Source organism: Clostridium cellulovorans 743B (assembly GCF_000145275.1).
GTDB lineage: Bacteria > Bacillota > Clostridia > Clostridiales > Clostridiaceae > Clostridium_K > Clostridium_K cellulovorans.
In genome coordinates this window covers 1,313,781-1,339,821 of the sequence record NC_014393.1, presented here as the reverse complement: position 1 = coordinate 1,339,821, position 26,041 = coordinate 1,313,781, and the positions used below count along the sequence as shown (strand labels likewise).

The following is a 26,041-nucleotide window of genomic DNA, read 5'->3' as shown; positions in this document are numbered from 1 at the left end:
GGTTATATTTCTATAGTTCTATTTATAAAATCCATTCCCTCGATAAAGTGAGATACAACAATTAAGATTCCATTGAAATCTCTTTTCTCTAAAATTTCTAAGATTATATCTCTTGTTTCAGCATCCACATTTGAAATAGGTTCGTCTAGTATTATCACATCTTTCTGAGAAAGTAACGCTCTAATAAAAGCTATAACTTGAGCTTGTCCCCCAGAAACCCCAGCAGTATTCTGAACTATTTCTGTATCTAAACCCTGCGGAAATCTGTTTATATATTCTTGGAGCTTTAATTGATCTATAAGCTTTTCTACATCTTTACGATTTTTCTCGTTTTGCCCGTACAATATATTATCTAATACAGTTCCTTTAAATAAGAATATATTCTGAGATACAATGCTTATTCTTTCTCTTATACTCTTAATATCTATAACTGCTGAGTCTATATCGTTATATAATATTTGTCCCTTTGCTGGAGTATATAAACCAAGCAACAACTTAATAATCGTTGATTTTCCAGAGCCATTTTCTCCTTTTATCAGAACTTTTTCACCCTTGTTTATATGTAAACTTAGAGAATTTAAAACTTCTTTTGAATTCTCATTATATTTAAAATTAACATTATCAAACTTAATCTTTTCTATTTTCCCATTTAACTTTTCAGATCTACCACTATTTTCATCCTTCATATCTAAAAGTTCATATAACCTTTCAATACTCAAACAAACAGGCTTTAAGGTGGTTCCTATAGTCGCTAACCCTTGAGTACAAGAAAAAATCTTTGCCATATACAAAGAAAATGAAGTATAAAGTCCTATGGTGAAGTTCCCTTTTAAAATCATTATTCCTGAAATAAATAATACTAAAAGTGATCCAAAGTCATTTATAGCTGTGATATTCTCTATAAATAAAATCATCGATTTACTTTGTTTTATACTACTTTTTATAACTTCTCCAAGCCTGCTTTTAAATTTACTAAGATGCTGTCTTTTTCCGTTAAGAACTTTTATATCCTCGATACCGTTGATTATTTCAAAAGATTCTCCATTTAAAATTGCACTGGATTCTAACATATCCTTTGTGCTTTTCATAAAACCCTCAGCTGAAGTTTTTGATGCAAAGAAAAATATTGGTGCTAAAATTAAAATTACTATTGCCAATTTATAATTTATAGAGAACATCGTCACGATTGCTAATACTGCATCAAATATACTTAAAAATATTCCTACAACTCCAGGCGAAAAAACATTTCCAATAGAACTACATTCAGCTATTCTACTTTGCACATACCCCTTTTCCGTATTTGATAAATAGTTCATAGGTAAAGCTATTACCTTTTCCATTACAGTATATCTCATTTCATTAACTACTAAGTTATTGATTTTTACAAACATATATTGTGATGCAATAGCTATTATGTATCTTAAAATATATAATACAGCTATTACTCCAATATAAATGTAAAACTCCTTATAGCTTTTCTCTCCAATAAGCACCTTGTCCATTATTGTACCTATTATGTATGGAACTGGAGTAGCTATAATAGAACAAAATATCATACCTACGATTCCAGCCCAGAAAATCAAATAATATTTTTTAATAAAAGGTTTCAGCTTTAGCAGGTTACTTAGCTTACCCATATTTATCATTCCCTTCCAAAACAATTATGTATATACTGATTATATAGAAGAAGATATTAAAAAACTAGAGATAAATATACTAAATTCACAATTAATGGAGATATGCCTACTAAAAAACAAGATGGCAATTCCAACTTGAGGAATATGTAAACTTTCATTTTGGAACTGTCCATCAAAAATCCTATCGTATATAAACAAATAGTAGCTAATCCTAAAACATCAATGAAACTTACTAGAAAATATACTATTAACAAATATGCTTATTGTTTTTTTGAATAGTCACCAGAAAATCTCACATTTACTCCAGCATTTGGTGAGCTACCGTAATCATCATTAGTTTTTGTGTTAACCTCCTGAACACTTATAGTCTTGCCTTTACTTGTGAATATCATCTTATAATCTGGAAATTCTTTATCTGTGTAGTAGGCCTCACTGTTAGAATTAAGATAGGCTATTCCTTGAATTTGACCTTCATGGGGATTCAAAAATTCTTTGCCCTCTGCATCCTTGGATTTGGTTACAAATGAAGCATTTAGAGAAAATTTAAATTGCTTTTCATTAACCTCAGATATAGTAATTGCTCCAGATGCTCCCTCTGTTCCACCTTGACCTTTTTGCCAATTACCACTCCAAATTTCTTGAACCTTTAAGTTTTCTTGCGCTTTATTTGCATCCTCAGAATTATTATCATTATTTTTAGTATTATCTGTTGTATCTATCAATTGATTGACTTCATTTTTCGTACTTTCCTTAGAATTCTCATTACTACATCCTCCTGCAAAAATCCCTATAGCGATAAATACACTTAAAAATATTTTTTTCTTCATAGTTCCTCCATTTACATTTTTCTAGCCTGTAACTTTTTTAACTTATAATATTCTAAACTTGTAGTATCTTTGACTTATGATATTTTAAGCTTGTAATATTTTTTAACTTATAGCTTTTTAACTTGTAATACTTTTTTAACTTATTGTATTGTTTTGCTTATAATACTTTCACCTGGTAAAAGCTTGTTATACTATAATACTTATTTAAGCTAATATTATTTAAACTATTAACTATTTCTTAGCTCTACAACTGGCAATCCAGATGTATAATCAATAGATAATTGTTGAAATTCTACATAATTATCAAATTCCAAGGTATCTCCCTTTGATTTTTCTGGTTCAACATAACTCTTATAAAAGGTATCAAATAAATTAAGAAAATCTGCTCCTAGTCCATGGACGCAATTAGTAAATACCTTTCCATCTACTTTCTCAGGAGTTATCTTATTGAATACAAGATTTTCTATGTCCTTCACTGCGCTCTGCTTATTCTCCAAAGTAATAAGTGGATCTTCAGCACCATGATAACATACTATTTTGCACTGATTATTAAAATTCTGATACATTCTCTTTAAATCTAAAAACTTAAAAGAAATATTATTTTTCTTGGCAAAATACTCGTAATTTGTGACAATTGTGAGATTTCCATTTTTTCTTACCAAACTTCTTCCACCATCAATATAACTTGGATACACCCAAGCCGAATTATCTAGAATATAATGAAATAAATTAGGACAAAGTCTATTGCTTAGATATCCTAAATATGAACCATGTGATTGTCCCATAGCTATAATCTTTTTTGTGTTTATTTTAACATTATTATTATAAATAATAGCTAATACAGTTAAGACTGCTGTTATATTGTCTATAGCTTGCATTATTCCCATATCATTGAAATTATGTATACTTTCATTTTGAATCTTTTTTAAAACAATAGTGTTTTCCTGTGTAAAGTTAACGTCTAAAAGCTGCGTTAATACTAATGCCCCTTCATCAAACATTCTACTATAATCTTCCTCAGAAAGACTATTCTTCATCTTATTTAAATCTATCTGTTGCAGAGAATAATTCCCACTTAAAAATTCCGTTTGCATAAACTCATTACCGAAATAATCACATTGTATAGTTACCAAATTATATTTATCCGCAAATTCTTTCCTCATCTTTTTATATACCTTTGAGTTAGTACTAGCTCCAAACCCAGAAATCAAAAGCAAAACCCCTGTATCATCGTTCATTTCATAACTTGGAGTAGAAAAGTATATTTTAATTTTCCTAGAAGCATTTGTATCACTTTCAGCTTCCTTTGCATAAATGCTTTTGTGTCCTTTTACCTGAATTTCATAGTCTTTAGACAATTTTCTTCCTCCTCAGATGCAATAATTAGTAGCACATATACTGTTATACTCTCCATTTGCTTAGTAATATTATTCATAAAAATAAAAGCTGTCCCTAAAGTATTTTTCATACCTTAGAAACAGCTTCTTTCCTCATATATCTTTATACATTCTACTTTTTTATATTTTAAATCACTATTTTAGCTATTTATTAAATCCCAAGTAGTTCCTTCTTTACTATCTTTAATTACAATTCCCTTATCAAGAAGTTCTTGTCTTATAGCATCAGCACTAGCAAAATCTTTTCTTTTTCTAGCTTCATTTCTTTCTTCGATTTTACTTGTAACAAATTCTTCAAGGTCTTTATCTATTTCTTGTATTTTATTGTTATCAATATTTGTTAAGCCAATAGATAATACTCTATCAAAATCTTTTACTAAATGTAACTTTGTTTTATCGCTTATGTCATCCTTTAGCAAATCATATATAACCGTAAATGCAGAAGCTGTATTTAGGTCATTTCCCAAGAAATTAGTAAACTGCTCTGTATACTCTGCTACTTTTGCTTGGTCTAATTCTCCTTCATCTTTTAAATCTCCAACACGTTTTATAAGCTTGTTATAAGCACTAACTACATTATCTAATACTTCATAGCTGAATACTAATGGTTTACGATAATGAGATTGCAGACAGAACATTCTATATATTAATGGATTGTAATTTTTACTTTCTAATAGTGAAACTGTTAAAAAGTCACCCTTAGATTTACTCATCTTTCCTGTTTTATCATTTAAATAATGAATGTGGAACCAATAATTACACCACTTGTGTCCTACAAAAGCCTCACTTTGAGCGATTTCATTTGTATGATGTGGAAAAATATTATCTATACCACCACAATGAATATCTATATATTCACCAAGATGCTTCATACTGATACTTGAACATTCAATATGCCAGCCTGGATATCCTACGCCCCAAGGACTCTCCCATTTTAATTCTTGGTCATCAAATTTGGATTTTGTAAACCAAAGTACAAAGTCATTCTTATTTCTCTTATTTGTATCTTCTTCAACATCATCACGAACTGCAACCATAAGCTCTTCTTCGCTTTGATTTGATAAAACATGATAGCTATCAAGCTTTGATGTATCAAAATAGACATTATCACCAGCTATATAAGCATAGTCCTTTTTTAAAAGTTCTGAAATCATATTAATAAAATCTTCTATACAATTAGTTGCAGGCTCTATAATCTCAGGGATATCGATATTTAACTTTTTGCAATCAGCGAAAAATGCATCAGTATAAAATTTAGCTATTTCTAATACCGTTTTCTTTTCTCGCTTTGCACCCTTAAGCATTTTATCTTCACCAACATCAGCATCGCTAGCTAAATGTCCAACGTCAGTAATGTTCATAACTCTTTTTACGTCGTAGCCTATATATTTTAGATATTTTTCTAATATATCCTCCATGATATAGCTTCTTAGGTTTCCAATATGTGCATAATGATACACTGTTGGTCCACAGGTATACATTTTCACCTTTCCTTCTTCATTTGGTATAAACTTCTCAACTTTTTTAGTTAGCGTATTATAAAAATTAAAATCCTTCACTCTTTCTTCTCCTTTACAGATGTCTTTAACTATCTATATTTCTATGTCAACTTTATATAATTACTTAATAAAATAATTCTGTCTTAGAACCTATATATTTAGTTATAAACTTATACTATTATATTATAAACCCTTGTTGCCATTTATAAGCTTTTCTATACCATTATATTGCACAATTTTGCTTTTATTTGTAACTTTTTTCTATACATCTATGTATAATCTTCTTTATATAATTATATTATAAGCCTCTGCTTCTATCTATGAACTTTTCTATACCTATTCTATAAGCTCTTACTTTTATTTATGAACTTCCTACACTTCTATATTATAAGCCTCTGCTTTTATCTATGAACTTTTCTACATCATCATATTGTCCTGATTCATTGGCATATTTAACGTAATTTTTCATAGTTCTAAACCATTCCTTAGTGGAGGCAGTTGTGCCTTGCACTGCCTTCATCAAATCCTTTGTAGTAATTTCTCTTTCTACTCCAGTTTTAATAATCTCATCTATTACAAATTCTGTAGCTACTTCTACTACGTTTTCTATATCTGCACCAGAATATAGCTCTGTATTCTTAGCTAATATTTTGTAATCTATTTCTTTCACAGGTTTATTCTTTAGCTTTAACTTAAATATAATTTCTCTAGCTTTTTCATCTGGTGGTGGTACAAAAATTGTTTTATCAAATCTCCCTGGCCTTTTAAAAGCATTGTCTACATCCCAAAGCATGTTTGTAGCTCCAATTACAAGGAGTTTATCTTTATTGATATTTATACCATCCATTTCAGAGAGAAACTGATCTATTAAGGATCGTAAATGCTCTGATTGCATCTTTATTCTACTATAGGCAAGAGTATCTATTTCATCGAAAAAGAGAATACATGGCTTGTGTTCTCTAGCATTATCAAAGATATTCTTCATATGTCTAGCACTCATACCTATGTACGGATCTAAAATATCCGTAATACTTACAGCTTCAAACCTAGCCTTACATTGACCTGCTGTAGCTTTTGCTATAAAAGTTTTTCCACAACCAGGAGGTCCGTAAAGCAAAATTCCTCCACCTGATTTTTTATTGAACTTTTGAAAAATTCCTGGATTTATGAAAGGCTTTATTATTTTCATTGTAATAGTTTCTTTTAAATCTTCAAGTCCCCCTACATCTTCAAAGGTTACTTTTTCTTCATTCTTCTTCTGTTTTGAATTATCACCACCACCGTGGAAAACGTCAAAAGGAATCACATTGTTTTTCTCGTCAATTTCTTCATCATAATCACCATCACTATAATTATGTTCGTTGTGATTATCTTCATTGTAATTGCCTTTATCATAATTGCCTTCACTGTAATTATCTTCATTATAATTACTTTTACCATAATTACCTTCATCAGCTTTATTATCGGTTTTTATGTAATTACTTTCTTCATTAGGACTTCCTTTGGCTTCTTCATTGACTTTATAATTCTCTTCTATGGTCTGCTTATCTACAGTATCCTTTTCTTGTTTAACATTATTATTGTTACTCAAATTACTTAGCTTGTTAAAAATATCTATTTTCAAATTATCATTACAATATTTTAACGCTTCTGAAAAGGAAACAAGCGCATCTCCAGTCATATTTTTTTCTAGTTGCTCTGTACCAAGCAAATACCAAGCATATGGGCTTAAAGGTACTTCTTCAATTATCTTATTAATTATATCTATCTTATCCACATTGCCACCTATAATCACATATCTTATATTTTTAAATTTTTCCTATTATATATAAAGCTTATTACGTATGAATATAAACATAAAAGTATGTAAATCCCTGCAACCACTATCATTAATGAATATAATTTTAAGGTTCTTAAAATTAATAAAGTTACTATCATTGCAACCCATAGCACAGCTGGACCACCTACTTTTTCAATTAGAACTATAGGCATATACCATTTGCTGCTTTGAAAATCAAGTTTCTTCAGTAATAACAAAATATATTCATTAGTTGGATCTAATAAGAAAGCTTGTTTACAATTTTCTTTTGCAGATTTATAGTTTTTTTTCTGAAGGTCATTAATAGATAAATGTAAAAATTTTTTTATTTCATCCGATGAATCTCTTATATATTTTCTTAAGGCTTCACTATGCATTTCTTTATTATTTACATAGTAATAATATCTAAGCTTATAATCCATAATTTCATTTCCGTTTGGATCTAATCTAGCCGCCTCCTTCATAAGTTCTTCTGCTTTTTTATGGTTCCCTGTCCTAAGCATCAATAAACTATATGCAGCAACTACCTGAGCCCATTGTGGATTAATCCTTAAAGCCTCTAGAAAATTCCTTTCACTTTGTGGATATTTCTCCAAGGCTTCATAGTTAATCCCCAGTAAAAAATAACACTCTTCTCTACTGTAATTATTTCTTAGTGCTTCTTCACAAACCTTAAATGATTCTTCATATTTATCTATATTATATAAACAAACAGCTAATAGGAACAATGCTCTAGGAGAATTTGGTTCTATAGCAAGTATCTCGTATAAGCTTTCTTTTGCTTTTTCATATCTATTGATTTCTATGTAATGTGATACTTGACTATATAACCTTTCTTTAGCTTCCATAAATCATTCTTCCCCCTACAAATATCCCAACAAATATCATTTCAGCTAAACCTCCAACAAGGGACCAAATAATTGCATCCTTTAATATAGGTTTTATTTTTCCACCCATTGCTATATGAGTATGGTATTTATCTTTAATTAATTTGTAATATATCAAATAAAAAATTATAACAGCTATTTTACTATATAATCTTCCACTCTTAAAATCTGTCCTATTAACCTGTACTCCACTAGCAAGAAATTTTATGTACATTGCTAATTTACCGATAAGTATTATTGCTGCTAAAACACTTAATAGTATCATTATGTTTTTGCTAAGTTTTAGTTTTTTTGCATCACGGATTCCAAGAACAGCAGTAGGTATTATACCTCCTAAAAATGCTACAAAGAACATCTTTTGAAGATCATAAATCTCTATTTTATTCTCACCAGCTTCTGTTAAGGTCTCATTGAAAAGATCTTTTCTCATTCACTTCTCCCCTTCGCAATAATTTTATGTCCTATATATTATCTCACATAACCCAGTAAATAATCATCAACATTTTTCTTATTCTAGGGCAATTCTAAAATATATAAATATATGAAATATTAGCTACATTAATTATAATATCTCTTATTTGAATTTTAAATAAAAATTTTAGAACAGCTTCCTTGTATTCTCTATAAAAATAACCCACAAATCTCTATAAATGAAATCTGCGGGCTAAAGATTAAGTTTTATGGCTAGAACTAAAACTTTTCTTTGTAATTTTTGATTAAGAAGTAAATTTTCATTAATATTAATTATTTACAAGGTTCTTTTGTATATTATATAAATTTAACTCTTTCTGAAAATTCTAATGCATCAAAAGCAGCTTTAATCTCATTGTTAGCATCTATAATTTCAACTACAGCACTTTCTTCTAATTTTTGACAAGCGAATACTATTTCTCTTGCTACGTCGTGAGTAATTGAAGTTACCTCTTCCATTACAAAAACAAGTTTTATAGGATTCTTTCTTACAACATTTTTTAAGGTATTACCAAAGGAGGCTAAAATAGAACTGTTCATAGCACCTGATAAAGTAATTTTAATTTCTCTACCCTTCTCATCAATAGATGCATCAAAGCCTCCAATTCCTGAGGTAGGTATTAAACTTACTTTAACCTTTAATCTTTCATCACTTTCTGGAAGCTTAACAGTTAAATTTTCAGCATCAAAATCTTTATATTCCTTGCCATCAATCCATACCTTATCAATCTTTATGCTTCCCTTTGGAAGAAGATCTGGTGATACCGGTAAAATATTATCTTTAAAGGAATTTGGATATGGCTTAAAATATAAGTCCATTGGCTTTTTAGTGATTAAGAGATTAGTGTATACTTGGCTTAAATAAGAAAGCTCGAAGGAATGGTATCCACTCATTGAATGGCTTCCTTTTGATCTTTCATCACCTACTAAATATGGAAGACCGTTTGCTAATACATTAAAATATACTCCACCAGATTGAGTATCTAAGAACCAAGCATTATAGAAGGCTTCTGATTCTCTTGCATATTTTAAATATTCCTCGTCCTTTAATATTCCGTGTAAAATCAAGAAAGCAAGAATCCCTTGTTCTTGTTGCCACCAAGCTTTCCTATCATGCCATACAAATCGATGGAATTCTTCTTGTTCATGAAGCTTACGTTCCATTACATCAAACCATCCGCCACGTTGTTTATCATATCCAACCTTAGGAATTTCAACAGCTATTTTCTTTGCAAACTGAACATATTTTTCATTTTCTTCTATGCTGTTTAATCTCATAAGGTTCCAAGCAATTTTTAAGTTATGTCCAACAACTCCACGATCTTGTTGCCATCCCCAAGTAGAATCATGACTCCAATCCTCATGGAATTTTTCTTGAACATAAGGGCTGTTTTCATAATCACCAAAATGTGCAGTTATAGTATTTCCAGTATCCTGAAGCATCTTTTTATATCTTTCACTGCCAGTTGCTAGATATGCATTTATAAGGTATGCAGGAGCGTGATCCCCTACTGAGTTCCAATTCTTTCTTGATTGATTTTTGCCAAGACGTTCACTTCTTGGGTTAAAGGTAATTGGGTCTACGTGAGAGAAATATCCACCTTTTTCAGTATCAAGGAAGTATTTATCCATAAAGTTAACGGTCATTTCTATATCTTTTGCTATATTCACATCACCAGTTACCCTTAGCGTTTGAGTTGGACCAGCTAAGGCATAGATTTGCTCATAAGCTGGAATTGCATCGTAATCATCACCAAACTCTGAAGCAAATACTTTCCTTTCTGTATCCTTTTGAAGAACAACTGCATGATACCAATATGCAGCAGCTTCATTTTCATCAACGCAACGCATATGATCTCTTAAATATTTTGTCCCTTTTTCAGCAGCCTCAATGAAACGATCTTCACCAGTCATCAAGTAAGCTGTAGCAAAACCATAAACAAGTCTAGAGATAGTATCGGTTTCTTGGCGTTTAATATCCCCAACTTCTTCTCCCTCAAGATTTAAATTAGTTTGATATTTGCTATAATCAACTTCGCCATCATTAAATTCAGCTTTTAAATAAAAGTCACCTAAAGCTGTAATCTGCTTTACCCACCAATCTTGTTCTTCAAATCTAAATTTCTGTACATCTTCATCAAATATAACTATATGTTTTGCTTCAAAATTATATGTGCCAGCTTCTGGGTAGAAAACACCATATACATGTAAAAATCTTTCAGAAACAAGTAAATCTCTAATTTGACCTGTACAATCTATATAAGGTTCACCTAGATTCCTAACAACTTCTGCATAAACTGTTGGAGTAAGCTTTACATCAAATTCACGTCCATCAGAAGTTTTCATAGTAAAAGTGTCTTTGCTCCAATCAGATTTTGTTACGTATCCTGAAATTGTATCTGAAAAAGGGAAATGCATTTTGTCCATTTTAATTCTCCTAACATACCTTATTTTGAAATTAATATTACAATACTTCTTGGTAACACCTTGAAATTGCCGTCAGTTATAAGCAATTCCTTACCCTTCTCGATTATGTCACTTGGTGAAGGCAATGCAGTATCAACAACTCTATACCAACGTCGCCCCTGGACATCAGGGATTTCAAATTCAAGTGTTTCCCAATACATATTCATCATCACGTGTATGTCTGGCTGATCTTCTTCAAAAGCTCCAATAGTAAAAGCTAAAACTCTTGCCTCTGGATCATTCCACCCTGGAGAATTTACCTTTGTTCCATGCCAGGTTATATCAGCTAGTCCCCTTTCGTTAATTTCGCTTGTAAAGAACGAATCTCTTCTTAGAGCGGAATTATTCCTTCTAAATAGAATCATCTGTTGTACAAACCTTACTAAATCACTGTTTTCTTCAGCAATGTCCCAGTTGTTCCAATTGATTTCATTGTCTTGACAATAAGCGTTGTTATTACCTTTTTGGGTTCTACCAAATTCATCACCTGATAGTAACATAGGAATCCCTATAGAAATATATAAAATGGCAAGGTAATTTTTAACCTGTTGCTTTCTAAGCTTTAAAATCTCTTGATTATCGGTTTCCCCCTCAACACCACAATTCCAGCTAAAATTTTCATTTATCCCATCATTATTGTTTTCTCCATTAGCTTCGTTGTGCTTATTGTTATAAGAAACAAGATCCATCATAGTAAAACCATCATGACAGCACACAAAATTTATATTGTTAAGTGGACTATGTCTATTTGCTTGGAATACATCAGCACTACCAGCTATTCTGTTTGCCACAGCTCCAACAAGGCCTGGATCACTTCTTACAAAACGTCTTACATCATCACGGAATCTACCATTCCATTCTGCCCACCTATATCCCGAGAAATTTCCTTGTTCTATTAAACCACCAGCATCCCACACTTCTGCAATAAGCTTTGCGTTGGCTAGTTTTTCGGATAATTCTATTCCCCACAATACTGGAGGGTGCTTTAACGGAGTGCCATCTTCGCCTCTAGATAAGATAGACCCTTCATCAAACCTGAAACCATCAACATGCATTTTTTCTACCCAAAATTCTAAGCAATCAATTATAAATTTTTGCATGATTGGATGATTACAGTTCATGGTATTGCCACAACCAGAATAATCAAAATAATATTCCTTTGAATCTTGATTTAGGTAATAATAAATGCTGTTATCTAAACCTTTGAAATTAATTACTGGCCCCTTATCATTACCTTCATTGCTATGATTAAAGACAACATCAAGAATCACTTGAATTCCAGCCTTATGCAAAGCTTTAACCATGTCTCGGAATTCATTTAAGTGCTTACCAAACTCAGGATTTACACAATAATTTGATGTAGGTGCAAAAAAACCCATAGTACTGTAGCCCCAATAATTAACTAGCTTTTTTCTCTCTTCAGTAACCTTTAAAACTTCCTTTTCATCAAATTCAAACACTGGCAATAATTCTACTGCATTGATTCCTAAATCTTTGAGATAAGGAATTTTTTCTATTATGCCAAGAAATGTCCCTGGATTTTCTACCTTTGATGTTTCAGATTTAGTAAAACCTCTAACATGCATTTCATAAATCATCGTGTCCTTCATAGGTATGTTAACTAACTGATCATCTTCCCAGTCATAGGTATCCACATCTATTACAACACTTCTCATAGATACATCAAGGTTATCATTAGTATCACAAGCTCTTCCTCGATCCCATAAATCATTACAATTACCTTTAGCATAAGGATCAATCAAAACTTTATTTTTATTGAATCTGTGACCCTCATTAACGTTTTGTGGTCCATCAACACGGTAACCATAAAAGACACCAGGTTTAAGCCCTTTAACAAAAACATGCCACACGGAAAAAGTCTTATTATTCTTATTATCTAAAGTTATTATTTGAAAAGGCTTAATATCCGTATTGGAGTTAAATAACAGTAATTCTACTGAAGAAGCATTCTCAGAAAAAACTGAAAAATTTACTCCATCCTCCCTAACCGTTGCTCCAAAAGGATATTGAAACCCTTTGTCGATTTCATATTCCATAACTGTAATATTCCTCTCCTTATGAACTTGCTTTGAAATTCATTTTAAATAAAAGCTTACTTAAAATCTCTTTTAACCAAAACTTATGTGCAACCACTTTAAAACAAAATTATTTGGAATTACTTTTAAATGAAACTTATTTAAAACTTAGCATTTCAATTATTTTAGCCGCGAAAAGATGACAGTGACCACCAGTTCTACCGGTTACAAGATCACCATCCACCACCACATCTTCGTCAACATAATTTAAGTGGTAATTCTTCGCATCGGATATTAAGTTGTTGTGGACTGTAACATTTCTACCTTCAATTACTTCAATAACAGGAGACATTAACCACATACCATGGCAGATTATCCCTTTTAAGATATTTTTATTTTCGAAGGCTCTTTTCATAAAATCTGATGCCAAAGGAGTTTTCTTTATATCCTCTGTATATCTCAATCTATCTGAAACAATCCCCGAAGGAATGATAATCGCATCATAACTGCTTAATTCTTCATCACTGATGTCTTCAAAGCTTTCACTACAAGTAAATGGCACTTGATATTCATGGCCTTTAAATTCTAACTGCTTTTGCCCCCAAAGACGTGTTAGAAAATGTAATTCTGCGCCTTCTTCTAAAAATCTAAACTGGTAATAGAAGATTTCCTTTTCAAAGTAATCACTTTCTATAAGCACAGCAATTTTTTTTCCTACTAGCTTCATTATTTGTCCTCCAAACATAAATCTTTTATTAAGCCTTTGAAGAATTGTATGTTAACTTTAATTCTCTAGATTAACTACAACACTTTTTCAATGAATCTGTTAACCTAGCCGCTGTAAAACCTTTTTACCATTATGTAATTCCCTCCTGTCATTAATTTTTCCTCAAAGTTAATTCCTTTGATTTCGGGATGCTCTTTAGATTTTCTAATCCTACTTTTAGCTTCTTCAAAGGTTTGAAAATCTATAATCACCGCAACTCCCTACAGGGTTAATATATTTACTAGACAGTATAAAAATGCTGGTTTTTACTAATTATTAACAATTTAATTTCAGAATACGTTTTCTCTTTTTATAAATTTCATTATTTATACCATTTTAAAAATAAGCTCTGTTAGACAAAGATATTGATATTAAGCAAATATATGATGTATAATATTACCATTATCAATGGTTCGCAATAGTTATATAAAGCGAACTATAAATTATTTGTATTGGGTTTGTGAGGGAAAATATGAAAAACTATACTCAAGTTTATGTGAAAAATAGTTTTGAAGCGGCAGAAATGTATTGCAAAGCTTTTGGTGCAGAAATTACATTTGAAGTGAGAAATGATGATAAAACTGCTTATGCACACTGTGAATTATCTGTAGATGGTGAAGGATTTTTAGCATTAAGTGAAGCGGCAAATCCTTGTGATATAAACATAGTTCACAAAATGAAATGGGAAACTATGACGTTTAATGTTTTTGAAATGGGAAGCGAAGATGCGGTTTGTAATGCCTTTAATATTTTGAGTAATGGCGGTGTTATTATTAATCCCATTCAGGAAGTTCCATGGAGCAAATGTTGTGCGACTGTTATAGATAAATTTGGAGTGTGTTGGTGGATTGCAATTTGATAAAGCTAATGAGCATTATCAGAAGTTATTTTACTTCGTTATATTTCTAAATTGCAAATTTAAAAGGAGGGAAAATTACATCCATCCTTTAAGCATATCCATATTCCAATATTATTATCTAACAGATCTTAAAAATAAAATAAAAAAGTCCACAAATTTCTGAAAATATTTCAAAAATCTGTGGACTAATTAACGCTATTTAAGATCAACAAATATTGTTTGATCCTCTGCTATATATATTGTTTTTCCGCCATCATCAACCTTAATGTTATTTGTCTCTATCTGTTGATATGTCCATGGAACAATCTTTAAGCTAGTTATTTCACTTCCATTTCTATGGAAAAAAGCACCGTAACCTATAGGTAGTTTTAATCCAACCCTTTGGCCATTCTGATCATAAATGTCGTATGAACATATTTGATCCAATGTGCTAGTTGCTTTGGAAAATCCGTTCTCAGTTCCTTCTATACTTATTCTATCTGGTGCTACAATAACTTTATCTATTTGAAGTGTACTTCCGTTTATATTGATAGTTTTATTTACTTCAACCACCTTACAATCCTTCTTATAATTACTTACATCATACTTAAAATCGAATGTGAATTTTTTTTCATCAATGCCCTTCTTAATAGCTAGGATAGAAAATACTAGCTTTATATTTTCATTCTTTGTCAAATTTAGTCCATCTACATAAAATTCTATACCCACATTATTTATTTCTTCACCACTATTTTCATCCTTCTTAATTAGCTTTACAGAATACCCCATCGGTCCAACAGTCTTAAAACTATCGATACTATTTTTATACCGCTCCTCACCATTGACATATAGATCCGGTACAAGGTCAAAACATTGATTATCCAACTCTTTTTTATTCATGTTGATATCAAAGTTTACAACCACCCTATTATTATCTGTAAAAAATTCATTTAACGTAAGCACTAGCTTAGACTCTTCTGGAACAACTTGATCTTCAGCAACTTTTGTCCCAATTTCCTCGACTGTTTTATGTATTTTAGCAGTATACTTATTGTTTTCATCCTTTAGTCCTAGCCAATTAGATATACTATATTTAAAATTATCCACAAAACCAAATACATTTTCATTGTTCTTTGTCATACTCATATTTGCCGCTATCAATAAAGCTACAACTGCAGTTATAATTGCTTTATTTCTGAACTTTACTTCCTTCTTATTACTTTTTTTAAACTTCTTCATCATTCTTTTCTTTTCAATCTCGTCCACTTCTTCTTCTTTATATTGAGAAAAATCTATTTCTACTCCATTTAATAAATTATATTCTTCCTTCACTACAACTACCTCCATCTCTTCTAATGTTGTGAAAAAATACAAAACCTTAATTCTATGTTCTAGAAAATAAACTCCTTAGCTTACTTTTTCCTCTAGATACTCGATTGTAGAGAACCGCTGGCTTCATATTTAAATCTCTGCTTATTTCCTGAACAGAATCTTCATCCATAAAGAGCCTTATAAATAATTCTTTATCCTTAGGTGAAAGTGTCTTAAGTAACTGTTCCGTCTCCTCTGCTATCTCATCTTGTAATACTTCCTTTTCTAAATTAAAATTACTCTCAATATTTAACTCCGAGATATCTACCTGCTGTATGTCTTTTAGATATTTTCTTTTATAATCAATAGTTTTATATTTTGTTATTGCAGCCACCCAATTTTTAAGGATATTTTTCTCCTTATCAAAGCTATGTATATTGTTCCATACCCCAAGATAAACATCATTGATACACTCCTCATGATATTGTCCAAGATTATATAGATGTTTTTTTACGATAGCTTTTATAAGTGGTGCATATTCATTTATAAGTATCTCTATTCCTTTTTCATTTCTCTTTCTTATTAACGCCACGATTTCTTCATCCATCAATATTTCTCCTTTCGCACACGCTCTTATATTTACTATTTCGGATACTAACATCTATTTCTATCATTAACTTATATATTATTTTATACAATTCTTCCATTATCATTTAATAAAGGGTAAAAAACAATTTTCATGACTTTATCCCTTTGTAAACAAATTTTATTTAATATTATCTTTAGATAGCTTTATATTTGAATCTATAAAAATAAAAAAACTAGTGCCCTTAATTAAACATTGAGGATACTAGTTTTTATTTAATTATTCTATTTTAGCCAACTAACTCTGCTGATCTTATATCTTTTATATCATTTAGTTTCTTAATTTCACGAGCTATAAGCACATAAGATATTATTGATGAAATAAAGTCAGACACTGGTCCTGCAATCCATATTCCATTTAAACCAAAGAATTTTGGAAGTATAAGTACTAAAGGTATTAATATTACAACCTGTCTTAATAAACTCATAAACATAGAGTGCTTTGCTTTTCCAACAGATTGAAAGTAATTCACAAATAACGTCTGCGAACCTACCATGAAGAACATCAATAGGAATATTGAAAGCCCCTTTGATCCCATATCTATAAGTTCAGTATCAGCTGAGTTAAAGATACTTATTATTTTAACAGGGAATAATTGAACTAATAACCACCCGATTGTTGATATAATAGTGTTTACAATAGCTCCATTTAGCAAAGTTTTCTTAACCCTACTAATATTTTTTGCTCCGTAGTTATATCCAATTATAGGTTGAGTTCCTTGATTTACACCTAACATAGTCATCATTATCAATGTAGCAATACTCATTATAAGTGAATAAGCTCCTACAGCTAAATCTCCACCATATTTAATAAGGCTTGTATTGATTATAAATGTAACAAAACTAGCTGATACCTGCATAATAAGTGGAGACACTCCTATGGACACTATTTCTTTAACAACTTGTTTTTCTAATTTCATATTTTCTTTCTTAATCTTTAATAGACTCTTTCCCTTTGTAAAATATCTCAATATCCAGATAGAGCAAACTGCCTGTGAAATAATAGTTGCCATTGCTGATCCAACTACACCAAACTTAAATATAAAAATGAATATAGGATTCATTATAAAGTTTAGTACAGCACCTATAAGCATAGTTTTCATAGCAGTCTTTGGGTCACCTTCTGAACGGATTATAGGATTTAAACCAAATCCTATATTTTGAAGAACTACACCTAATAATAATATTCTAGCAAATTGCTTTGCATAAGGCATAGTCTCTGCACTGGCACCAAATAATTTTAATATTGGGTCTAAAAATATAATTCCAACAACTGTAACAATCAATGATAATATAATAGTAAGAATAAAAGCATTCCCTACAATTTTCTCAGCTTCCTTGAGCTTTTTCTGTCCCAATTTTATAGAGACTACCGCAGCAGAGCCTGCACCAACGAATAGTCCTACTCCCATAATTATATTAGTAATAGGAAAAGTTACTGCTACTCCTGAAAGTGCCATGGAGCCTACGCCTCTACCGATAAATATTCTGTCAACAAGACTGTATAAGGCATTTACCATCATTCCTATAACCGCTGGTATAGAAAATTTCCAAAGAAGTGACCCTATATTTTTCGTACCTAAATCTTTTGATTCGTCCATATTACTTACTTCCTTTCCTATATATCTAGTGATAAGAACATTAAATTCTTTGCACCGACTTATTTTTTTACTTTGACTACATAGCTTCATAGAAAAGACTACTTTTGAATACAGCTTTCCTTTTAATCTATTTATTTGTTTTAAGCAGCTAGATTATCCTATTAAAATTTCGTCACTTAATTAAATAACTTTCTATAAAACCTGGATTCATAAAAAAGATAACAAATTACCTAGGAAGTATATTCGACATGTCATTTTAGTTAGTTACCTAAGTATTTTGTCAAAAAAAATACACACTTTCTTTATTAATCCTATGTATTTATAGCTTTGATATTGTTGTATACCTTCTTCAACCATATTGTGAAAATTACTTTTTCTTCCTCAGAAAACCCAACAGAAAGAGCATCTTCAATTTCTCTTATTGTTTCTAAACTGCACATTCTAAGTTCCTTGCCTTTTTCTGTGAGATATAATCTCTTACACCTATAATCCTCGTTATCTTGCTGTCTATATATAAGTTCCTTACTTAGCAAAGTTTCCACATGTCCTGAAACTGAGGCAGCAGTCAAATTTAAGCTTTCTTGAATCTCCTTTTGAGTAAGTCCTTCCTTACTCCAAAGTTGATATAAAACAGCAGCTTGTGAAGATGTAATTCCATACTTATGAAGTTTTTTATCTGAAACCTTATTCAAGGCCCTTCCAAGATTATTAATCCAATACTCAATAAATATTTCTGGTTTTTGTAGCATAATAGTTAGCCTCCTAACTGTTTCTTATATAAGAATAACACCATTAAAATTCTTTTGCAATGCTAGTAATGGAAAAAACAAATTCTATCTCATTGACTATGGAGTAACATATCATGATAATCTTTTTGATTTTATATTCAAAGCAACCACTGTAATATGTAGCCTATGAACTAATATATCACGGTAATATCATATAATCAAAGAGCATCATATTTTATAAATATTAACTTTACCGTAACAATCGTAACATTAGTAATTTTTCAATTATATATTAATATAAGATAAAAATATAAATTATGCTATATCTAAAAAAAGATTATAGCTATCAATATGGAGATGAAACTAATGAGTAATTTAAAAAATACGCCTGGCTTAACAAATTTAATCCCTGAAATAACTACCATACCTTATCCTTTATACCTTTCACTCCAAGGAAAATACTTTGTAGGCTCCGCAGATAACATTGCCTTTGGTCGCGGTAAAAGTGCTTGGGCAGGCCTCATAAATCCTAGAAATTCTGGTGTCAATCTCCACCTTTATGTATGGACTGCAACAAACCTAGGCGGCCCACCTTTACTAGCAGAAATATGGTTTAATGCTGTTCCAAAAGGATGTCCTGTAGAATCACCATTAGTGACTCCTGCCAACACAACTATTTCTCCTCCGCCAAAACCAAGAGTAAGATTGTTTTCTGCAGGCAATGTTAATGGCTCACCTACAGGCGGGGTTAATGCTTATGATAGACTCGTTCCTGCTTCCTCTACAGTTGCCGACGAAGAAGATGGCAAATTTATTTTTCCTCCTGGTGGATCATTTATTATTTCCTTGTCAGCTCCATCAACACCGCATACACTTACCGCTGGTACTGTTGCCTTCGGTTGGTACGAAGAAAAAATTGATTCCTAATATTTTCAAAGACTGTAACCTTATTTATTAATTTATCGTTGCAGTCTTTATATGTTTTTTATATACATTTAATAATGAAGCTACAGTTGAAATTCTGTGCAATAGCCACGAAACTTTATAAGTTATATATAGGTTCCATTATTTAGACTTCATTAAACCTCTATAGCATATTGAAAAATGAACATACCTGCTGAAGAACTTTTATCAAAGCTTATATACATATATCTCTGATAGAACACAAAAATAATAGGTATAATTTTTCTTTTAACTGTAGATATCTAATATATAATAGCAAATCAAATAATATAGTGGAAATATATTTACAGGTCCTTGTATTTAATTCCTTCTATGCAATAACTCTATATGAATGAGGTGTAAAAATGAAAAAAGTTCTTATAGTTGATGACGCTCTTTTTATGAGAGTAATGCTTAAAAACATTTTAGAAAAGCATCAATTTGAAGTAGTCGGAGAAGCTGGCAATGGCGCCGAGGCAGTAAAAGCATATGAAAAATTACATCCTGACATTGTAACCTTAGACATTACAATGCCGCAAATGGATGGTTTAGCAGCATTACAGGAAATAAGAAACCTTGACCCAAACTCCAAAGTAGTTATGGTTTCAGCTATGGGGCAAGAATCTAATGTAAAAAAGGCTATAAGTATTGGTGCAAAATCCTTTTTGGTTAAGCCTTTTCAAGAGGATCATGTAATCAAAACCTTAAACAACATTTAAATATATTATCATTTTTAATTATTAGGAAATATTTTCTTATATAATAAACTAAAGCAGATAACCTTCGCGACTTTTATATTCTGTCAACACAACTCAATAGGCTTACTTAGCAAAAGAATAAACTGTATCCTGTAAGCTACACAATCTATTTTTTGTGTCTCTCCTACAGAGTACAGTTTACTTCTCAATTAGTCTATTATGTGTTTATTATTTTTGCATTAAGACACCTTTTTATACACTTCACTCTTTTAACCTCTAATCTCAATGTATTATTTTAATAACATTCCTTTCTTTAATACATATGTAGAAGCCTCCATTATTTTAGGCCATAATCGATGAAGCTTTACACTTTTATGGTAATCATTATTTAACTCGTCAAGTATATCGAATTTATTTTCCGATAAATATTCTGCTATAACTTTATACTTATCAATTTTTGATGATAACAATACATCATTTATAAGTGCATCAATTCTGTCAATTCTTTCTTTTGTACTAATACTATAAAAAGATTCTTCAAAAAAATCAGGTATATCTTTGTTTGCTAATTTTTTCATCTGATTAAAATTACTAATTTTATTATTGAAACTTAATTTATCAAATAGCTTATGGCTAAATTTTGTAGTGAGCAAGCTAAGATCATTTTGCTTTATTATACCTTTCCAATATGGTTTCAAAGCCTCTATTTCCTTCCTTCCATTATCATAGTCATGATTAATTTTATTACAATGATACAAAATAGGTACTTTTAGAAATGAGCTTAGTTGCTGAGTATTATAATCAAAGGCAATTCCATTTAACCCAACAAAGCTTGGAATCCACTTAAATACATCTTTCATTGAAATGTTACCACACTCTGGATATCGATGTATCTCTTTTGACAAAAACTTATTAGGTCCTTTTTGATTATAAACAGATATTAATACAGGCTTTTCAGCATTTTTATTAATCATCTCTGAATATTTTACTTCAATATAATCGTCTATTAACGCTTCTTCAATATCATTTAACTTAACCAAATTTCTTATAATGTTTTCATCTCTATCTTTTAGATCCTTTACATCTAGGTTCCATTCACCAAAGTAATCACCGCCAACAACTAATATCTCTTCTTTACCAAATGAATCTGCAATGATAGAATTGCTTAAATGTTTTTTTACTGTATTTATTTTTTTGCCTAAATACTTAACCTCTTGTAAAATTGGATATTGATCTTTAGGAATCTTTCTAACATTACAGTCCGAATCTCTACGAAAGAAAACATCGCTTCCCAGCATTGTAACAATTAAATATATCATATTTGATATTCTTCCATAATCACAGCCCTTAGGTAACAGGAGATCCATTAATTCATCCAATTCCACTCCACTTATTATGGAAATTTCTTTTATAATTTTTATTTGATTCTCTAAGGTTAAATGCATTATTTTCATATGTGAAATATTGCTAAAATCTTTTAAAAACTTAGTATTATGCTCCAGTATACTACTTGTACTATTGTCCACAATAACTAATTTTATATCCTCATTAATATATTCTTTTGCTGCGTATATTTCATTAGATGCAGAAATAACTGCAGTATCAATTATTCTATTTGTTGGAATCGCAAAAACACTCACTTTTGACATTCTCCATTTCATTAGTAAATTTTATTATATTCCTTTGTAATTATATATTAATATTACCAGTAATTTAGAAAAACACTTATATGTTAATATTAATATTTTATTGTACAAAATTATCATAATACCTATTTAAGGCATCACCATGCTTTCAATGTCCTCTACTCTTGACCTATCAGCTTCATCAACACTTTCATTCTGATTAAAAGGACATTAAACAAATACTATTCTCATCTATTAGAATTAGCTAAATAAAATACTCCAGCCGTATGACCTCAATAGGTTTATACTGCTGGAGTTTATACATTTATTTTTATAACTTTTTATTTAACACTACTTTTTCCTATGACTATCCTAGCAAATTAATATTTAAACTAGATGAATCTTTTATAATAACCACTTTATCCATATATGGCTTCAACCTATTTTCAAATTCCGGCCTGTCTTTCTCAAAATCTGATGTCCACTTGTACATGGCTCTTAACATCTCTAAGTTTGACTTGTAATGGCATTTTTCAATACCCAATTGCTGCTTAATAAATCTCGATAAAATACGATATCTTCGCTTCCAGAGAGGTGTATCAAGAAAAATTATTTTATCTGCCATGTCAAATAAACAATGACAGCTTGATCTATATGTACCCTCAATAATCCAAGCACCGATTCTATCGATATCCTCAATAACTTCCACTTGTTCTTCTGGAGTTCGTTTAAATCGTCCCGCATCAGTTTCATTCCATACAATGCAGTCTAATTCATGATGAGGTATATTCAATTCTTGTGACACCCTTCTAGCCAATGTAGTTTTTCCGCTAGCTACTATTCCGATTATATAAATTTTACTCATTGGTATCTCCTTAGTTAAGGTTTTTTAAATACTCCTTTAATATCCCTTGATAATTCTTTTGAAGTTATATTTATCACCAATTCTTCAATTGCAGCTACACTTGCAATAGTACAAATTATAAATCCTAAAATATTTATATCAACAGCCATATATAAATATGGGAAACAAAATAGAGAAAGGCCAGTTGCCTTATTAGCATACGTATGAAGTATAGCAAATGCATGATATTTAAAATACACCACCAATAGTGAAGCAATTCTAACAAAAGCAATCACTATTATCCACATTAATAGCTTAATTGGAATCAATAATATTGGTAAAAAAACAACAATAACAGCCCCCATAAAAACAATATCAGCAAGACTATCAAGTTTTGAACCAAAATTACTTGCAGAATTAGTTCTTCTTGCTATATATCCATCCATAATGTCGGTAAAGCCGCAAACAGAATATACAAGCAAAAACAATGTGGTTGTGGGTTTTAAAAATAATAGGATTATAGATATTAAAATCCTTAATATAGATAGGGTATTTGGTATACTTTTCATTATATTTCCTCGCAAATTAAAGGATTATATTTAAAACACATCCTAATATTTATATAAGAATCAGCTCTAACATTCTTTTGTCCACTTCATCAAAATATCCAATATCAGTTTTTAAGTCCCAAAGAAGAATTTCATTCATCTCTTCGTTTTCTGCAAAGGTTCTTATTTCATCTATTTCAGCAAAATATGTAGCTCTATATCTAATCTGTTGTTTATTTTTATCATATATCTTAAATAGTCCTTTGTACTGAAGGTTATTTACCTTTTGATTTGTTTCCTCAAACAATTCTCTATATGCGCACGCCTTAGGGGTTTCACCTTCTTCTATTTTACCAGCTGGGAACTCCCATTGCTTTCGCCATTTGTTATATGCTACTAAATACTTATCTTTACACTTTATAAATGCAAAAGCTCCAGTAATTGGTTTGTAATCACTGCTTTGCAATAACGCTTCTTCTGAAATCTGTATGAATTCCAATAATTGATGTCCACTTTTATTCTCAACTATAATCATTTTATCATGATCCCTTCAGTGCCTTATATATTAACGCTAATAGTAATTCAAATAAATGCTTATATGTTAATATTAACACTAATCCAAATAAATTCCTACACACCAATAGAAATACCGATTTATGCAAATAAGGTATTCTACTATATAAAATCATTATAATTTCCAGTAAAAAAACCACAACACTTTCAATGCTTAAAGTAGTAATATATTAATATACGTATTGAGGGGAGAGTTGATTATGCACAAAGATTTAGAGTTAGCTTTTGAAAGAGTAGTAGAAATATTGAAAGAAGATAACCGCTGCAAGGGTGGCTGGCACTATGGCTCTATAAGTAGAGGGTCAGAAGATATTTATTCCGATTATGATCCTGTTTTTTTGGTGTCAGATAAAGACTTTGAAGAATTTGCAGCAGATATTCCAAAGATTTTTGCTGAAGCTTCTGATGAACTTTTAATTTTCTGGGGTGAAGACTTTAATGATGCTCACTTCAAAAATTATTGTAGTGTAATTCGCTTAGGGACTAACTTGCATCAGCTTGATTTTTTTATAATTAACGCTGATTATCCTGAGGAATGGATGTGTAGACAGCACTGCAAAGGTTGCACAAAAGATAATATAATTTTTGATAGAACTGGAGAGGTAGCTGAGTTTCTCGCTAGAGGTTATAGTACAGAAAATTATATCCCTGACCCAGTAAGAGCTATGGATACATATTGGTTTCATACAGAGATGCTTATAAAATATTTTAAGCGAAAGGATATATTTAAATTACTAAAAAATATCGATATATTGTTTCATTCACATATAGATTTATTACTAAGCCAATATGATACCTTAGACTGGGGTTCCTGGGAAAGCAAAGTAAAACATTGCCTTCCTGAGGAAAAGCAACAACACTTAACATCATATTTTGCAAATGCAAATTTCAGTGATTTAGAAGCTGCCATAAAAAGTAGTATGATTCTATTCAGAGATGACGCAAAAGAAACTTGCAAAACAAAAGGTATTGATTATCCTGATACAATAGCTGACCAAGTGATTTCATACTTTAATAAGAGAATGGCTTCTGAGGATTTCGAATAATATCAAGTATCTCCTTAGGTGTATTAGCAAAGTATGTAGGCTTAGCTTCTTTTAACTCTTCATAGGAACCATATCCATAGGTAACGGCAATTGTATGGATATGGTTTTTAGTTCCGCCAATTACATCGTGCTTCCTATCACCAATCATAACTACCTTACCTAAATCTTTGATATTTAATTCTGAAATAATATAACTTATCACTTCTGACTTAGAACTTCTTGTGCCATCAAGATTACTACCTACAATAAAGTCAAAATATCCTTCTAAATTGAAATACTTAAGTATTTTTTCTGCGTATATAGTCGGTTTGGATGTAGCAACAATTAGGATTTTACCTTTCATCTTTAGCTTCTCTAATAAGCTTTGAATTTCTGGATACACTTCATTTTCAAAGATTCCTTTTTTCGAAAAATACTCTCTATAATATTCAAGAGCCTCTCTACTTTTCTCATCATTAAAAGAATAGTGTTCTTTAAAACTCTCCATTAATGGCGGTCCTACAAACGACTCCAAAGACTCTAAGTTCTCTACTTCTATATTATATTTAGCTAAGGCATACTTTATGGATTTTGCTATCCCAACCTTAGAATCTGTTAACGTCCCATCTAAATCGAATAGTATATATTTATAATCTTTCAACTTTAATTCCCCCTAGCTAAATATTTTCTAATAGCTATTATATTATGTCGCCCCATATAAATAAAATTGATATTATTTATATAATCCATAAGTAACTTTTATATCTAGTTTGATAAATTAAAAATTATATAAGCTCTCATAATATTTCTATATTAAATCCATGTAATGTTGATAAAATAAACGTAAATTTGTAATCA

Annotated in this window: 24 protein-coding genes; 4 read left to right on the top strand and 20 right to left on the bottom strand. The window is 30.6% G+C overall.

Going from position 1 to position 26,041, the window contains the following annotated elements; genetic code table 11:
- Nucleotides 1–2: 2 nt before the first annotated feature.
- From CLOCEL_RS05540 to CLOCEL_RS22730, 11 genes are all read right to left on the bottom strand, one after another.
- Entirely contained in the window at nucleotides 3–1,637 is a 1,635-nt protein-coding gene (locus CLOCEL_RS05540; protein WP_010076284.1) for an ABC transporter ATP-binding protein, read from the bottom strand.
- 260 nt (nucleotides 1,638–1,897) lie between these two features.
- Nucleotides 1,898–2,464 carry a hypothetical protein gene (locus CLOCEL_RS05535; RefSeq protein ID WP_010076285.1) on the bottom strand — a complete coding sequence of 189 codons (567 nt, stop codon included), beginning with the start codon at nucleotides 2,462–2,464 and terminating at the stop codon, nucleotides 1,898–1,900.
- A 227-nt stretch (nucleotides 2,465–2,691) separates the two neighbouring features.
- Nucleotides 2,692–3,822: a DUF2920 family protein gene (locus CLOCEL_RS05530; protein ID WP_010076286.1), complete on the bottom strand. Its 1,131-nt coding sequence runs from the start codon at nucleotides 3,820–3,822 to the stop codon at nucleotides 2,692–2,694.
- A 179-nt stretch (nucleotides 3,823–4,001) separates the two neighbouring features.
- Nucleotides 4,002–5,420 carry a cysteine--tRNA ligase gene (gene cysS / locus CLOCEL_RS05525; protein ID WP_010076288.1) on the bottom strand — a complete coding sequence of 473 codons (1,419 nt, stop codon included), beginning with the start codon at nucleotides 5,418–5,420 and terminating at the stop codon, nucleotides 4,002–4,004.
- Nucleotides 5,421–5,745: 325 nt separating this feature from the next.
- Nucleotides 5,746–7,137 (bottom strand): ATP-binding protein, encoded by a 1,392-nt coding sequence (locus CLOCEL_RS05520; protein ID WP_010076289.1) that lies wholly within the window; start codon nucleotides 7,135–7,137, stop codon nucleotides 5,746–5,748.
- Between the two features lie 23 nt (nucleotides 7,138–7,160).
- Nucleotides 7,161–8,027 (bottom strand): tetratricopeptide repeat protein, encoded by an 867-nt coding sequence (locus CLOCEL_RS05515; RefSeq protein ID WP_010076290.1) that lies wholly within the window; start codon nucleotides 8,025–8,027, stop codon nucleotides 7,161–7,163.
- Nucleotides 8,017–8,496, bottom strand: coding sequence for a hypothetical protein (locus tag CLOCEL_RS05510; protein WP_010076291.1), 480 nt, complete (start codon nucleotides 8,494–8,496; stop codon nucleotides 8,017–8,019). Before CLOCEL_RS05510 ends, CLOCEL_RS05515 begins: the two co-directional genes overlap by 11 nt.
- Before the next feature lie 338 nt (nucleotides 8,497–8,834).
- Nucleotides 8,835–10,964, bottom strand: coding sequence for an AGE family epimerase/isomerase (locus tag CLOCEL_RS05505; RefSeq protein ID WP_010076292.1), 2,130 nt, complete (start codon nucleotides 10,962–10,964; stop codon nucleotides 8,835–8,837).
- Between the two features lie 20 nt (nucleotides 10,965–10,984).
- Nucleotides 10,985–13,060, bottom strand: a complete 2,076-nt coding sequence (glgX, locus tag CLOCEL_RS05500) for a glycogen debranching protein GlgX (protein ID WP_010076293.1) — start codon at nucleotides 13,058–13,060, stop codon at nucleotides 10,985–10,987.
- A gap of 136 nt (nucleotides 13,061–13,196) precedes the next feature.
- Nucleotides 13,197–13,766: a DJ-1/PfpI family protein gene (locus tag CLOCEL_RS05495; protein WP_010076294.1), complete on the bottom strand. Its 570-nt coding sequence runs from the start codon at nucleotides 13,764–13,766 to the stop codon at nucleotides 13,197–13,199.
- A gap of 104 nt (nucleotides 13,767–13,870) precedes the next feature.
- Nucleotides 13,871–14,017: a hypothetical protein gene (locus CLOCEL_RS22730; protein ID WP_010076295.1), complete on the bottom strand. Its 147-nt coding sequence runs from the start codon at nucleotides 14,015–14,017 to the stop codon at nucleotides 13,871–13,873.
- Between the two features lie 260 nt (nucleotides 14,018–14,277).
- Here CLOCEL_RS22730 and CLOCEL_RS05490 point away from each other — a divergent pair, with 260 nt between their 5' ends.
- Nucleotides 14,278–14,664: a VOC family protein gene (locus CLOCEL_RS05490; protein WP_010076296.1), complete on the top strand. Its 387-nt coding sequence runs from the start codon at nucleotides 14,278–14,280 to the stop codon at nucleotides 14,662–14,664.
- Between the two features lie 195 nt (nucleotides 14,665–14,859).
- Here the strand turns inward: CLOCEL_RS05490 and CLOCEL_RS05485 are convergent, their stop codons facing one another.
- The 4 genes from CLOCEL_RS05485 to CLOCEL_RS05470 all read right to left on the bottom strand — a co-directional run bounded on the left by CLOCEL_RS05485 (nucleotide 14,860) and on the right by CLOCEL_RS05470 (nucleotide 18,949).
- Nucleotides 14,860–15,990: a DUF4179 domain-containing protein gene (locus tag CLOCEL_RS05485; RefSeq protein ID WP_242655226.1), complete on the bottom strand. Its 1,131-nt coding sequence runs from the start codon at nucleotides 15,988–15,990 to the stop codon at nucleotides 14,860–14,862.
- Between the two features lie 37 nt (nucleotides 15,991–16,027).
- Nucleotides 16,028–16,561 carry a sigma-70 family RNA polymerase sigma factor gene (locus tag CLOCEL_RS05480; RefSeq protein WP_010076298.1) on the bottom strand — a complete coding sequence of 178 codons (534 nt, stop codon included), beginning with the start codon at nucleotides 16,559–16,561 and terminating at the stop codon, nucleotides 16,028–16,030.
- 268 nt (nucleotides 16,562–16,829) lie between these two features.
- A complete protein-coding gene (locus CLOCEL_RS05475) occupies nucleotides 16,830–18,200 on the bottom strand; it encodes an MATE family efflux transporter (RefSeq protein WP_010076299.1) in 1,371 nt (456 codons plus the stop codon).
- A gap of 311 nt (nucleotides 18,201–18,511) precedes the next feature.
- Nucleotides 18,512–18,949, bottom strand: coding sequence for a MarR family winged helix-turn-helix transcriptional regulator (locus tag CLOCEL_RS05470; protein WP_010076300.1), 438 nt, complete (start codon nucleotides 18,947–18,949; stop codon nucleotides 18,512–18,514).
- Between the two features lie 345 nt (nucleotides 18,950–19,294).
- Between CLOCEL_RS05470 and CLOCEL_RS05465 the strand changes: the two genes are divergently transcribed.
- Entirely contained in the window at nucleotides 19,295–19,855 is a 561-nt protein-coding gene (locus CLOCEL_RS05465) for a DUF6143 family protein (RefSeq protein ID WP_010076301.1), read from the top strand.
- 380 nt (nucleotides 19,856–20,235) lie between these two features.
- The gene (locus CLOCEL_RS05460; RefSeq protein ID WP_010076302.1) at nucleotides 20,236–20,589 is read left to right on the top strand and encodes a response regulator; all 354 of its coding nucleotides are present in this window, start codon (nucleotides 20,236–20,238) and stop codon (nucleotides 20,587–20,589) included.
- A 269-nt stretch (nucleotides 20,590–20,858) separates the two neighbouring features.
- On the opposite strand, the gene CLOCEL_RS05455 is transcribed toward CLOCEL_RS05460, so the two are convergent.
- The 4 genes from CLOCEL_RS05455 to CLOCEL_RS05440 all read right to left on the bottom strand — a co-directional run bounded on the left by CLOCEL_RS05455 (nucleotide 20,859) and on the right by CLOCEL_RS05440 (nucleotide 24,120).
- Nucleotides 20,859–22,217 (bottom strand): DUF6271 family protein, encoded by a 1,359-nt coding sequence (locus tag CLOCEL_RS05455; RefSeq protein WP_242655225.1) that lies wholly within the window; start codon nucleotides 22,215–22,217, stop codon nucleotides 20,859–20,861.
- A 343-nt stretch (nucleotides 22,218–22,560) separates the two neighbouring features.
- Entirely contained in the window at nucleotides 22,561–23,058 is a 498-nt protein-coding gene (locus tag CLOCEL_RS05450; RefSeq protein WP_010076304.1) for a P-loop NTPase family protein, read from the bottom strand.
- Nucleotides 23,059–23,072: 14 nt separating this feature from the next.
- Nucleotides 23,073–23,606: a CDP-alcohol phosphatidyltransferase family protein gene (locus CLOCEL_RS05445; RefSeq protein ID WP_010076305.1), complete on the bottom strand. Its 534-nt coding sequence runs from the start codon at nucleotides 23,604–23,606 to the stop codon at nucleotides 23,073–23,075.
- A gap of 49 nt (nucleotides 23,607–23,655) precedes the next feature.
- Nucleotides 23,656–24,120 carry an NUDIX domain-containing protein gene (locus CLOCEL_RS05440; RefSeq protein WP_010076306.1) on the bottom strand — a complete coding sequence of 155 codons (465 nt, stop codon included), beginning with the start codon at nucleotides 24,118–24,120 and terminating at the stop codon, nucleotides 23,656–23,658.
- 238 nt (nucleotides 24,121–24,358) lie between these two features.
- On the opposite strand from CLOCEL_RS05440, the gene CLOCEL_RS05435 reads away from it, so the two are divergent.
- Entirely contained in the window at nucleotides 24,359–25,204 is an 846-nt protein-coding gene (locus CLOCEL_RS05435; RefSeq protein ID WP_010076307.1) for an aminoglycoside 6-adenylyltransferase, read from the top strand.
- On the opposite strand, the gene CLOCEL_RS05430 is transcribed toward CLOCEL_RS05435, so the two are convergent.
- Nucleotides 25,170–25,844, bottom strand: a complete 675-nt coding sequence (locus CLOCEL_RS05430) for an HAD family hydrolase (protein WP_010076308.1) — start codon at nucleotides 25,842–25,844, stop codon at nucleotides 25,170–25,172. The two genes, CLOCEL_RS05435 and CLOCEL_RS05430, sit on opposite strands and share 35 nt — an antisense overlap.
- Between the last annotated feature and the right edge of the window lie 197 nt (nucleotides 25,845–26,041).